The organism is Thalassoglobus polymorphus (genome assembly GCF_007744255.1).
Classification (GTDB): Bacteria; Planctomycetota; Planctomycetia; order Planctomycetales; family Planctomycetaceae; genus Thalassoglobus; species Thalassoglobus polymorphus.
In genome coordinates this window covers 1335610-1348476 of record NZ_CP036267.1, presented here as the reverse complement: position 1 = coordinate 1348476, position 12867 = coordinate 1335610, and the positions used below count along the sequence as shown (strand labels likewise).

Sequence of the window (12867 nt, the reverse complement as noted above, 5' to 3'; positions counted from 1 at the left end):
CTTTTGGTGAGCATCTTACCTGAAGACAAATAACGACGGACTTCAATTTTGCGATGATTCACCCGGAGTCGATTCGCCAATATCTCTGAATTTAAAGAGGCGACTGAAATGGCTGCAAACTCTCATGTCGAGCGTATTCTTATCGTTGGCGGCGGCTTCTCCGGTCTGGCGAGTGCCACACAACTATCGCAGGCGGGCTTTCCAGTCACACTGCTCGAGACCTCAAAGTTAGGCCATGCAGCGTCGACGGAAAATCAGGGGTGGTTGTACAGCGGTGCCTCATTTGCCCAAATTGATAACGAATTGGCGACCCGTTGCCACAAGTCTCTGCTGCAAACGGTCCAGTTTTGTCCTGAATGCCTGGAGCCAGAGATGGCTCCAATGATCTTCGGCAGCATGAACGATTCTGACAGACAAAAATGGACTTCAGCCTGGGATGCAGCGAACCTCCCGTATCGAGAACTTACCGAGGGTGAGGCGAGCTGGAATATGCCACAGGTAGATCGCAAGAAAATATCGTGGCTACTGCGACTGCCAGACAGATCTTTCCGACCGCATGTCCTGCTCGATGCTTTATCAGTCGCAGCACGCGCGGCTGGTGTTGAGATTCGATCAGGGACATTCGTCTCGAAACTGCTCACAGATAAAAAGCAAGTTTACGGTGTCGAACTTGGGACGGGCGAAGAGTTGCGAGGGCAACTGGTCATCCTTGCAGTTGGAGCAGCAAGCCGAAAGTCATTTTACCCACTGTTTGAAAACGTCGCTGGCGAGCAACCCGACTACGAACTCGTGTACGTCAAATCGCACCTTCTCGCCATTGAGCCTGTCTTGAGCCTTGATCCCTTTCACCTGGTCGATCAAGAGGGATTCAACCATGTGCCGCACGAGAGCGGTTCTGTCTTCGGGAGCGAACGCTGGAAGGTTGTTCAAGAGCCGAAAGATACGACGGTCAACCCTGAAGAGATCCGGATCATTGAGGAGCGAGTCAAACGGTTGCTTCCGGGGGCATTCGAAAATGCTCAACAGCGAAAAGAATGGGCGGGCATTACGGTTCAGGCACTTCACCCTGAAGAAATCAATCCTACGCATGTCTTCCGACCTACGATCATCGACCATGCGACACAACCGAAACGCTTCGAGAATGTCATCAGCATTTTTCCGGGACGAGCGACACTTTGGGCGGATCTGGCAGAAAATGTAGGAGACTTCGTGAGCGAGAAAGTCAAAAGGTCATCGTCTAAAACCGCCACTCCGCCATGGATGTTCACATAGGAAGAAGCGATCACTCAAGTTAGCGAGCGAATCAGGCGAATCAACCGATTCAGGCTGACGTCCCTGCTACATTTTCGTTGATGACCGGAGAAGAATAATCTTGATAATCAACAGACTTCAATTTCATTTACAAGCAGTTTGATCCCGCCGATGTTGGCGTCCATAATGAGCTGTTGTGCAAGCTGTTTGTGGTAGTAAAGAGGAACTCGCCCGGTAATCGTAAGTTTCCCGTTTTCCCAGAGACATTCCAACCGCTGAATGCCAAGAACGTACTGCCGATTCAAGATGGCGTTGGCAGATTTACAAATTTGCTGGCCTGCTGAATTCAGTTTGGTTGGCTGACGGACTTTGTCTGGGCTATTCAATAAATTCAATACTGCCATTTGTGAATTTCCTTATCGTGCAGATCGCACCTCTCCTTTGCCATACCAATCAGGATTCAGGTTACGGGCTGATCTACAAACTTGGGTGACTCTGTTGATCCTAAATTTGCACGCTGAAAAGTGTGAATGCCGACTTACAAAAGGGACATCGAGGAAGCACTTCGCCATCGGCTATCATCAACCTTGCATTATCTATTCCGAAGTTAGAGAATTATTTCGTTTCTGTTAAATTACAAAAAATTGACGCAAATAGTCGCGACTCTTCACAACGCCATTCATGGCATTGAAATGTTGCTGAAATGTGAATTTGGTGGCAGAAATGGCGTCGCTGAGACATTCTCAACTGTGTGAAAAGAGCGAAGTTTTTTTGCTGATTCAGACAAGCGGTCAGTGCGAAACGTGCACGTTGACACGTGCCTGTGCCCCCATGCACAATGATTCCTTACTATGCAACCATGCACAATGATTCCTCATTTTCTTGCTCAGGCTCTTGCACAGGACAATTGGCGACGATGGCGAGAGTTCGGAGTCTTTTTCGTATTTGAGGTACGCTCTTTGCATCCCCCAGGCTGATTCATAGTGTCAACCCTTTTGAATCTTACACCCACGTAGAAAGTTCGCTTTGAGCAGAACCAATCTCAACGCTGATGACGCACAACGACAACCGGGCGAAGAACGTTTTCGGCTCGTTGTGGAATCGTCCCCTGCAGCCATGGTTATTGTCGACAGGGACGGAAAGATTGTGATGGTAAATCGGCAAACCGAAAACTGGTTCAGGTATGACCGGGACGAACTCATCACTCAGTCAGTCGAATGCCTGATCCCACGCCGGTTCCATGAGCGCCATGTCAGTGACCGCGACAAATTCCTGAAAGCACCTCAGGCCAGACCGATGGGGGCAGGACACGACTTGTTCGGTCGCCGCAAAGATGGAACCGAATTTCCAGTTGACATTAGTCTTCACCCCATGAAAACCAGCGAGGGAATGCTGGTCATGGCATACATTGTTGATTTAACAGATCGCAAGAGAGTCGAGTCCGAAATTCGAAAAAGACATTCCTACGAGCGATTGGCGTTGCTGGGACAACTCGCCGGGAGCGTGGCTCATGAAATCCGAAACCCATTGGGTGTCATTCGAAATGCAGCTTATTACCTGGACATGGTCAAAGAAACCCTTGATGATGATGCACAAGAGTCCGTCGAAGAAATCCTGGAAGAGATTGATCGAGCCAACCGCATCGTCAGCGATTTATTGGACTACACTCGAGACCCTCCGCAACAATCCGCAACCTTTGACATCGTGCAGTTCATCCATAAACTGGTCGAAGAGCGCAGGCCGACAGACGACGAATTGGTTTTGGTTCAATCTCGAATTGAATCCTTCAACGTCACTGCCGATGCCGACCAAATTGCGAGAATTCTCGAAAATCTGATCGTCAATGGCGTGCAGGCTTCAGCTGACCCGATCACAATTCAGATTGTCATTTCAAGCACTGGCTCACATATCATGATCGATGTGCAGGACGAAGGAGAAGGGGTTGTTGAATCTCAACGATTGCGAATCTTCGAGCCATTGTTTACAACCAAGACGAAAGGAATCGGACTGGGGCTTGTGATTTCCAAACGTTACGCTGAGCAGAATCGAGGGACCCTCGAACTGGTTGATCACACGGGAGCTGGAGCTATTTTTCGACTGACCCTGCCCAGCCATGAACTGGTTGGTGGTGAGGTTATCATGGAGCCAAAAGAGTGATTCAATCGCGAGTTGAATGTGACGTCGTCAAATCTCATCGAATCGATCGGACGCTCCGAGTGCTGGTTGTGGATGATGAAAGTGGAATGCGTCGCACGATCGCTCGAGTCCTGAAAGCAAGTGGTTATGATGTTGAAACCGCCAGCAACGGGGAACATGGAATTTCCCTAGCCAAAACTTTTCAGCCCCATTTTGTGCTGATCGATGTCCGCATGCCAGGGATCGGCGGAGTCGAAGCATATCGCCAGTTGAAACAAATTGTTCCGGAGTCCTTTACGATTTTCATGTCGGCTTTTTTCACCGACGAAGTCGTTGGTGAAGTCCATGCTATCGGACCGGTGGAACTTCTGTCTAAGCCGTTAGATATTGAGAAGCTTCTCGACCTCATCAGGTCAACATCATGACTCAAATCGCATCTCCGCACGCGGTTCTGGTCATCGACGACAATCAAAAACTCTGCAAGGGGTTGGCCAGAATCCTGAAGCTCGATGGCTATCGAGTCGACATCGCGAATTCCGCGTCAGCGGCACTCGACCGAGAGGAGTGGCAACATTATTTCGCAATTCTGGTCGATCGCAAACTTCCGGATAGCACTCTCACAGAACTTCTGCCTCAGATTATCGCGCAGGCTCCAGAAGCTGCCGTGATGGTCATCACCGGTTATGCCGACCTTGAAAGCAGCCTGCAGGCAATCCGTCTTGGTGCATCGGACTACCTGCTCAAGCCGATCGATCCGGATCAACTCCGTGCCCGCTTAAGAAGATTCGTTGAACTAAGAGAAGCCCGTGATGAAGTTCGCATGCGCGACGAGCAAGTCCAATTCATGGTCGACAACTTGCCTGCCGGGGCTGCCTATGTTGACCTGAAATCGAACTTGGTGCGTGTGAATCGACGAGTCGAAGAATTGACGGGCTATTCCGACGCCGAACTGTCTGACCGAGATGCGTGGTTCCGAATTTTGTTTGGAGAACGCAAAGATGAATACCAGGCGGCCTATGAAAACGCTCGAACGACAGGCTTGTCTCAGCCTTGGCTGGTTGACCTTGTCACAAAAAACGGCCGGAAAATGATCGTCGAGTTCTCGGGGTATCGTTACGACAATCATGAAGTCTGGTTGATCAACGATGTGACCGAACGACAACAATATGAAGAACAGGTGCGAAAACAACGAGACTTCTCAGACCGGATTCTTGAAACGGCGCAGGTCATTATCTTAATCCTTGACCGTGAAGGGAAAATCGTTCGCTTCAACAAATTCATGGAAGTGGTTTCGGGATTTCAACTTGAAGAAGTCCGCGATCAAAACTGGTTTGAATTGTTCATCCCAGATAGCTCAGAGGAACAAATTCGGGAAAGTTTCGATCGTGTAATATTGGGAGCGGAGATTGAAGGGAACGTCAATCCAATACGAACGAAGTCTGGATTATTGCGACAGATTGCATGGTGGGGAAAGCCATTACGTGATGCCGACGGCGAAATCACAGCTGTCCTGTCGATCGGTCACGATGTGACGGATCTCATGAATATCAAAAGTCAACTCGTCCAGTCTGAACGGCTAGCTGCTATCGGAGAAATGATTACCGGCCTGGCTCACGAAAGTCGAAATGCATTGCAGCGGGCTCGGGCATGTCTCGATATGCTCTCGCTTGATCTCGTCGAGCAACCGGCTCATATGGACCTGACTCATAGAATCAAAGAGGCGCTGAATGAGTTGCAAAGGCTGTACGAAGAGGTCCGGGGATACGCTGCCCCGATCCAGCTTTCATTAGGGCCCTGTCGCTTAAAGGACATCTGGGAAGCAGCTTGGCAACACATCACAGAGGCAATGGAAGACCGACCAATTGTGCTACAAGCTCACGATGATCTGCCTGAAATACTATGTGTAGTAGACAGGTTGCGAATCGAACAGGTGTTTCGAAATGTTCTTGAAAACGCAGCCGCTGCTTCTCCGCCGGAATCTGTTGTGACTCTCAAATCCGAGGCCTGCGAATACAAGAATGCCCCCGCTATCAGGGTTCAAATTTCTGATAATGGACCTGGCATTGAGCATCAGGACCCCAACCACATTTTCGAGCCCTTCTACACAACCAAGCAAAAAGGGACAGGCTTGGGGATGCCGATCTCGAAACGTATTGTCGAGGCACATCACGGGGAAATTTATGTCGCTGCCAACACTTCGAAAGGAGCAACAATTGAAATTGTACTCCCCTGCAAACAGCCTAACCCCTACTGAAGCCAACCCAGGATCGGTCTTGTCTCTGCCCGTGGCGAGCAGCATTTTACTAGCGAAATGCGTTCTTCACTGACACTCGGTAGTGCGAACCGTTTTAAAGGGAACACTGCTTTAAAGGGATCACTGCAGACCTGAACGATACATGATGTCGTCTCGACACAAAGTGCAACAGTTCCGACGGCGCCGACAAGAAGGCGACCGCTGTGCGATATCGCGCGCATACTGCCGGGAAGCGTGACGAAACAGCACACCTTGAATTCGGCAAGGTTCGCACATCTTTGACATTCATGAGGTTATTAACTTCTGCCTCCAGCTTTACTTGAAAACGGTCCTGTTTTTGCAGCCTGATCAGTGAACAACTCGAACACTTTCGTGTTTTGTGGCCCTGAGGATCAGTTAGGCAACTGCACCTATTACTCGCCACAAGACTGATCGTAATGTCGATCACATTTTTCGGATTGATGTTCAGTGCCGATACAGCCCCCGGTGAGTCACCGGGAGAGGTCTACGGCCACCCAACATGCAGCGATATTACTGCAAACCAATCGTCAATTTGCTCTTAAGAAACGCGTTCTTCACGGGGACTCGGTAGAGCAAACTGCTCTAAAATCATATTTGCTTCAGGAGCGAGAGTGGACAAATGGTGAACTTGAAACGAATTCTATTCCCAACGGACTTCAGTGAGTGCGCGGAAGCTGCAGCTGTTTACGCTTCTGACCTGGCGAGTCGATACGATGCCGAGTTGCAGGTACTGCATGTGATTCACGACGTGTCTCTCGATGTTCCTGATTTTGGAATGGGACTTGCTTTCCCCGGTTATCTTGAAAACCTACCGCAGCGACGCAAAGAAATTTCGTCAGCTGTGAAGCAATCTCTGGAACTCCTTATCAGCCAATTTCCTGAAGGCTTAAAAGCCGTTGACAGTCACATGAAATTTGGAAATCCGATCAGTGAGATCCTTGAGTTTGTGGAGACTCAAGACATCGACCTGATTGTGATGGGAACCCATGGAAGAACCGGATTTTCGCACGCGATTTTGGGGAGTGTCGCAGAGCGAGTTCTCCGTCACGCTCAATGCCCTGTGTTAACGATTCGAGGTGATCAGACTGACGGAACGACTCCCGATAAGAATACGGATGATGTGACCAGTGACTGATTGATTTCTGCCACATTACCTCGGCTTGGAAACGTCACATTTTCGTTGATCCAAAGCGGAGCTGACTCACAAACTAGCCTGTTCACCGACACGATGAAATCACTTTCGCCTACAACATAAGGCGAAACCGACTTGCCTATCAACTGGAATCCTCTCATGCTGAAGAACGTACATCGTCCTGGTTTGGCGACCTTAATTCTTGCACTTCTGGTTTTGGGAGTGATGCGTTCAGAAACTCCTGCTCAGGAGAATCAGAAAAAATCGCAAGAGCCAACTCAAGCCGTCGCCGAATCCCCCAAAGAAGGTGACGGTCGACCAATCAGCGACCTACGCCAGTTCATGCGAGGAAAACTCAAAGCGTCCAACAAAATCCTGGAGGGGCTGACGACTGAAGATATGGCTCTCATTCAGGACGGAGCCAAGGCATTGAATAAAATGAGTTCGTCCGAGAAGTGGCGAGTTAATAATGATGCGATGTACAAACAGTTCAGCGCTGAGTTTCGTAGACTCACAAATGATTTAAACAGTGCCGCCGAGGCAGAGAATCTCGATCAAGCGGCTCTGAAATGGATGGGCGTGACAATGGCCTGCATTGAGTGTCACCGTTACGTTCGGAACACCCTTGTCGTCGATCAAGGAGCCTTCAAATGAAAATCCTCCTCGCAACAGATGGCTCAGCACATGCCGAGTACGCCGAACGTTTTATGGCGAATTTACTATGCCAAGAAAACAGTTCGATCGATCTCAACGTCGTGTCTGTCTCTCCCTCTCCCGACTTGCATTTGATAGGTGCAAAGTTCCCAACTGCGGTTCTCGATGCCGTTGACGAATGCCGTCAAGCATCTCAAGATGTCCTCGATGCCGTCGCAAGCCGTATGAAGTCGAGAGTCTGTTCAATCGGTGAGTCACTCCTCGACGGTCATGCTGCGACTGCGATTTTGGAACAAATCGAAGAATCAAAACCGGACCTTTGCGTCGTCGGTTCGCATGGTTGGACATTCTCGGAACGCGTCTTTCTTGGAAGTGTCTCGAATCAGGTCGCAACGCATTCAGACTGTTCTGTCCTCGTTGTGAAGCCTCGCGAGAACGTACTGGACGAAGTTCGTTGTCAGACGATTCTGATTGCGGAAGACGGAACAGGTTCGGCAGTTAAGGCACTCTCGAAACTCAAGGAACATTGCAACAGCCAGGAGATCCAAGTCCGACTGGTTTCTGTTGTACAGAACACATTTTCAGTTGATCCTCTCATGCCAGAGCAATTTGCCGGAATGCAACTTCGCGAAGTCGAAGACAAGAGAACGCGGCTGGCGACATTGGCGAATCAATTTCGTTCGGACTGGAAGGACATTGCCTTCGAAGTTCGTTCAGGCAACAGTGTCACCCGCGAAATCATCGAGTCCGCCAATGAGAGTGAAGCAGATTTGATCGTCGTGAGCAGCGACCCTAAATCACTCTTGAAACGTGTTTTCCTGGGGAGCACAGGGCTCGGCATCCTGCACCGTTCACCTTGTTCCGTCTGGATCGAACGGTAAGGCGACGAGAAAGACGTCGTGTGAAACAATCCGTCAGGCGCAGGCTCAATGAACACTGCGAATGGAGGCCGATGAGGAATCCCCTCAACAGAGCGGCATTTCCGAAACCCTACTCCTGCAGTGCCATGACGATCGAGGCTCGAGAGGCTTTGAATGCCGGAATGATCCCGGCTGCGAGCCCCACGAGAATTGAGACTACGATCGCTGAGAGAGCGAGCGGTAAGGAAGGCCGGAACGCGATTGTGACCCCTTCTGCTCCAATGGCAAGACCACTCCAGTAGAGAACGCCCATGGCAACCCCTGTTCCGAGTAGACCTCCGAGAAAGCACAGGACGGTACTCTCACTCAGAATGAATCGAAAGAGCCGACCGGGGCGAACTCCCATGACTTGCAGAATGGCATGTTCTACAATGCGGTCTTGAACAGACATCACCGTTGTCGTCGCCACGATTGAAAGGACAAGACCCACACAGGCATAACCAAGATAGTGAGCGAAACCAATCAGGTCGACGAGATCCGCCAGCGTGCTCGCTTGAAAGGCTCCCTTGCGGCGGGTTGTTGTCGGGACTGGTCCGGTCCGGAGTGCTTCGTCAATGGAACGGCTCACCGACTCGGGATCGGCACCTTCAGTCAGGTACACTTCGTGCAGCGTCACCAATCCTGCTGAATCGACATCTTGCCGGTACTGCAGGAACTCAAGGTTCGTGTAAATCAGATTCTCTTCAGCAGCGACGGGAGATGTGAAGACCCCCGCCACATTGACTGTGATATCCCCAATGGTGAACGAACTGCCCGGTTTCAGACCACGACGTTGAGCGATATTGCGACCAACGAGAGCAGCATCGTGCTGCTTCTCAAACGTTCCCCAATCTCCAGCGACGAGCTTCAGGTCTCGGGTCGATTTCAACTTTTCAGGGGGAGCCCCATTAAAGACGACAATGTCGAGACTGGCGCGGCAGTTGTTTGTCCAAACCTGCATCGGGACAACATCTTTCACACCTGGAATATCATTGATAGTCCGGGAATAGTCTTCCGGAAGACGGCTGGTGGTCGGGCAGAAGCGGTTTTCCTGAAAGACGATCAGAGACTGCTGCGCATCGTCTCCGTTTGTAAGCCGCTCTAATCCTTCTTGAATCGAGCCAACAAAGCAGAACACAAAGATCGCAACGGCTGAACCGCTCACGGTCAGCAATGATCGCATGCGATGTCGCAGGAGGCTCTTCAGGATGTAAGGGATGAAGCGGAACATGTTCGTTCTCGGGGTTCAAAGGAATTTTAACTGAGGTTGATTAAAAAAGTCAGACCGGCTGTGTACGCAGGTTTTTTCCTGATCCATTCTGGGAACCTTGCACGGTGTCCGATGCGATCTTGCCGTTTTCAAGTCGGATCTGGCGTTTTGCGATGGCAGCCACGTCTGGATCATGCGTCACCATCAACATGGTGATGGCAAGTTCATTGTTGATTCGCTGAAGGAGGTCTTGAATCTGCTCGCTGGTGGAAATGTCGAGGCTCCCTGTTGGTTCATCCGCGACAACAATCTTCGGCCCGGCAACAATTGCTCGGGCAATCCCGACTCGTTGTTCCTGTCCTCCGGACATCTGCCGGGGGTAATGTCCGGCACGGTCTGTAAGTCCGACTGCCTCCAATGCAATTTCGACTCGTTGTTGCCGCTGCTTTGCGGAAAGCGGCAGCAACAGCAGAGGAAGTTCAATATTCTCATACGTTGTGAGAACCGGCACGAGATTGTGCGTTTGAAAAATGTAACCGAGGTTCTCGCTTCTCCAGTCCGCTAATTTCGCACGAGACAGTTTCGTCAGGTCGGTTCCATTTACGATGATGCTCCCTTCATTCGGTCTGTCGATACCAGCGACTGCGTTGAGCAATGTGCTCTTCCCTGTTCCGCTGGGCCCCATGAGAGAAACAAATTCTTCTGCCTCGATATCAAGATCGATCCCATCGAGAGGGGAAATCGTTTCTTCTCCCGATTGAAAACGTTTTGTCAGATTGCGAATTTCTACGAGTGCCATTCTTATCATCCCTTCTGGGGGCCGTCTGATTCAATGTGTATTGGAAATTTTGACCGTCACTCTTCTTCATTTGTGATGGCGACTTTGTCCCCTTCCTGAAGATTCTCCCGCCCAACACTGATGACTCGGTCGGTCGGTGTGAGGCCACTTGTGACTTCGACCAGAACATCGGTGCCGGCAGTTCCGAGGGAAATTTTCTGTTGGTGAGCTGTCCGTTCTGCGGAGACAATCCAGACTGCCGATCCCGAGTCGGTTTCGGTGACAAGTTTTCGTGGAATCAGCATGCGTTCCTGTTCTGTATTTCCGTTTTCTGTTTCGCTTTCTCGATCAGGAGCGAGAAACGTTGCCCGGACCAGCATCTCTGGCCGGATTGATTCAGGTGGTGAGTGAATCGCAGCTTTAACTTCAAGTGTGTTCTTCTGAATGTTCGCGCGAGAAGTCCCGAGGAGGACGTGTCCTTCGATGGGCGTACTTGAAATTGCGGTTTCGATGAGGACCGGCTGACCGGGATGGACCAAGGGGAGATCTTCCAGTCGGACATCTGCTCGAATTTGAAGTTGTTCGGGGTGATACAAGCTGACAACGGTGCTTGCTTCCGGATTCGACTGGGGGTTTTGTCCCATGACAGACGATCCGGGGAATGCGAGGACTTCAAGTACCCGCCCTTGAATGGGAGATTTAATAACCGTTCTTGAGAGTCTCAGTTCCGCATTTTTCACAGCGAGTTGAGCCTGCAAGAGACGTGCTTGAGCGACTTGAACTTCTGCATCTGCCACATTCAGTGAGCGGCGTTCATCGATGAGCTTCTCGCGTTCGACCTGCAATGCTTCCGCTTTCGCCCGAAGTGCCTCGATTCTTTTCTCAAGCAGTGGAGATTGATTCTGCAAGTTTGCAAGCTCTGCATTCAAGGCGACATACTCACTTTCCGCTTCCTGAATCAGACTGCGAGCGACGGCCTGACCTGCATCTTTTCGATTCAGGTAGCTTTGCTCCGCAAATTTGGCTCTCGCTTTCATTGTTTGGATTTGAAATGGCAACCTTGCCTGTTGTAATTCCGCATCTGCCACTGTGGACTGCGCATCAGCGACCTGCGCTTGCAGCTTCATTGGAGACTCGAGTCGCTGCTGAGCGGCCGTGGCGTGTGCGCGTGTCGTTTGTAACTCTGCTTCTCTGAGAGCAAGGTTAGCCTGAGCCTGCTGCAATTCCAATTTTGCGTCGGTATCAATCAATCGCGCGAGCTTTTGTCCCACTTCAACCTGCTCGCCTTCGACGACATAAACTTCTTCAACAATCCCCGACGTCAATGCCGTGGCAAGTCGTCGAGAAGGTCTCGGCTCGACCCAACCGGCAGCTTGAAACAACGGAGTTCCAGCTGTCTGGACCTCTGCACGAGTCACCACAACGGGGACAACCGTAACAGCCTTGGAACTCTCAAACTGATCACGTGCCGCCCATCCAACCATGCCGACAAATCCCAAAAGAATTGCCGCTGGAAGGACGTAACGTGAGATGATCCGCTGAGGGCGCTGAATCTGCCCTTCCGGTCGTGTCTCACCTTTCGGTGACGCCGATGAGAGTTGCTTCAAATCAATTTGACTGGTCATCGTTATTACTCTTGAGTTGCAAGTGTCCGCGCGACTCGACAATGGTTTGCAGAGCGAATTTTCGCGGCTTGTCCCCTGCCTTTCGAATTCACTGATTGTCGATTTTCAGATTGCCTGTCCCTTGGGAATCGTTTGCTGGAACAGCAAATTCATCCGCAAGGGACCAGACATCATCTCTATCGAAAGTTTTGAAACTGTCCGGAAACTTGTGGAATGGTCACTTTTCTCAATGAATGAGAGAGTTAACTCACGTTTCAGGATCAGTTCTCAATAAAACTTCGGTCTTACTTTTTATCTTTCACGTACACCTGATTGGCTGTCACAGAAAGATTTCCGGCATCGTCGCGGACTGCGTTTCCTTTCACGACGACGACTGACAGTTCGTTGATTCCCAAAAGTCCCTTGGCGGTTTTCGGAATCGGCTGTCCTGATTCGTCGACGATTTTGACTGTCGCCTGATTTCCCGGAAGTTGGTTGGTTGTACAGCAGTAGTCCCAGGGTGTGGGGCAACCTTCATCATCCGCACAGTGCGGAATGCCGGTATCAACAATCGTGAATGCAGCCAAGCCATCAACAAAGGGAGCTTGCGAGCCTCCGATACGTCCGACAATGGTGACCTCGTCTCCATCTTTGCTGGCTTCGAAAACTTCACCGACATCTTTCGCGTCGGCAGGTTCTGATTCGATGAGCAGGTCGCTGTCGACTTGGCTACTGGTCGAGGCTGACTTGTCTGCTGTCTGACCGCAGCCGGTGAAGATGGCGGTGGTTGCGACGAGTGAAAGTGTTAGCAGCGTGTGAGTGAGTTTCATTTGAAATCCTTTTTCGTGAGTGAGTGAAAACTCGTATTCAGTCCTCTTTGCTGAGAACTGATCCTGAAATCTGAATTTGCTCTCTCAAACATTGAGAG

Annotated in this window: 13 protein-coding genes; 8 read left to right on the top strand and 5 right to left on the bottom strand. The window is 50.5% G+C overall.

The annotated features are described in order from the left end of the window. Positions 1–108 precede the first annotated feature (108 nt). Entirely contained in the window at positions 109–1272 is a 1164-nt protein-coding gene (locus Mal48_RS04985; protein WP_145196726.1) for an NAD(P)/FAD-dependent oxidoreductase, read from the top strand. Between the two features lie 107 nt (positions 1273–1379). On the opposite strand, the gene Mal48_RS04980 is transcribed toward Mal48_RS04985, so the two are convergent. Further along, on the bottom strand, positions 1380–1655 hold the full coding sequence (locus Mal48_RS04980; protein ID WP_145196724.1) for a BON domain-containing protein: 276 nt from the start codon (positions 1653–1655) through the stop codon (positions 1380–1382). 622 nt (positions 1656–2277) lie between these two features. Here Mal48_RS04980 and Mal48_RS04975 point away from each other — a divergent pair. The 7 genes from Mal48_RS04975 (at position 2278) to Mal48_RS04950 (ending at position 8329) form a co-directional block, all read left to right on the top strand. Beyond that, positions 2278–3408, top strand: a complete 1131-nt coding sequence (locus Mal48_RS04975; protein ID WP_145196722.1) for a two-component system sensor histidine kinase NtrB — start codon at positions 2278–2280, stop codon at positions 3406–3408. Further along, complete coding sequence (locus Mal48_RS04970) at positions 3405–3812, top strand: response regulator (protein WP_145196720.1); 408 nt, start codon at positions 3405–3407, stop codon at positions 3810–3812. Before Mal48_RS04975 ends, Mal48_RS04970 begins: the two co-directional genes overlap by 4 nt. Beyond that, a complete protein-coding gene (locus Mal48_RS04965) occupies positions 3809–5641 on the top strand; it encodes a PAS domain S-box protein (protein WP_145196718.1) in 1833 nt (610 codons plus the stop codon). Before Mal48_RS04970 ends, Mal48_RS04965 begins: the two co-directional genes overlap by 4 nt. A gap of 437 nt (positions 5642–6078) precedes the next feature. Continuing rightward, the gene (locus Mal48_RS23725) at positions 6079–6204 is read left to right on the top strand and encodes a hypothetical protein (RefSeq protein ID WP_261341966.1); all 126 of its coding nucleotides are present in this window, start codon (positions 6079–6081) and stop codon (positions 6202–6204) included. A 77-nt stretch (positions 6205–6281) separates the two neighbouring features. Continuing rightward, entirely contained in the window at positions 6282–6797 is a 516-nt protein-coding gene (locus tag Mal48_RS04960; RefSeq protein WP_145196716.1) for a universal stress protein, read from the top strand. Between the two features lie 156 nt (positions 6798–6953). After that, the gene (locus Mal48_RS04955) at positions 6954–7448 is read left to right on the top strand and encodes a hypothetical protein (RefSeq protein ID WP_145196714.1); all 495 of its coding nucleotides are present in this window, start codon (positions 6954–6956) and stop codon (positions 7446–7448) included. Beyond that, positions 7445–8329 carry a universal stress protein gene (locus tag Mal48_RS04950; protein WP_145196712.1) on the top strand — a complete coding sequence of 295 codons (885 nt, stop codon included), beginning with the start codon at positions 7445–7447 and terminating at the stop codon, positions 8327–8329. The genes Mal48_RS04955 and Mal48_RS04950 overlap by 4 nt, the downstream gene beginning before the upstream one ends. 109 nt (positions 8330–8438) lie before the next feature. Here Mal48_RS04950 and Mal48_RS04945 read toward each other — a convergent pair whose 3' ends face one another. The 4 genes from Mal48_RS04945 to Mal48_RS04930 all read right to left on the bottom strand — a co-directional run bounded on the left by Mal48_RS04945 (position 8439) and on the right by Mal48_RS04930 (position 12769). Continuing rightward, positions 8439–9578: an ABC transporter permease gene (locus Mal48_RS04945; RefSeq protein ID WP_145196710.1), complete on the bottom strand. Its 1140-nt coding sequence runs from the start codon at positions 9576–9578 to the stop codon at positions 8439–8441. A gap of 49 nt (positions 9579–9627) precedes the next feature. Further along, the gene (locus Mal48_RS04940; protein ID WP_145196708.1) at positions 9628–10356 is read right to left on the bottom strand and encodes an ABC transporter ATP-binding protein; all 729 of its coding nucleotides are present in this window, start codon (positions 10354–10356) and stop codon (positions 9628–9630) included. Positions 10357–10412: 56 nt separating this feature from the next. Further along, positions 10413–11960 (bottom strand): efflux RND transporter periplasmic adaptor subunit, encoded by a 1548-nt coding sequence (locus Mal48_RS04935; protein WP_145196706.1) that lies wholly within the window; start codon positions 11958–11960, stop codon positions 10413–10415. A gap of 284 nt (positions 11961–12244) precedes the next feature. Beyond that, positions 12245–12769 (bottom strand): hypothetical protein, encoded by a 525-nt coding sequence (locus Mal48_RS04930; RefSeq protein WP_145196704.1) that lies wholly within the window; start codon positions 12767–12769, stop codon positions 12245–12247. Positions 12770–12867 lie beyond the last annotated feature (98 nt).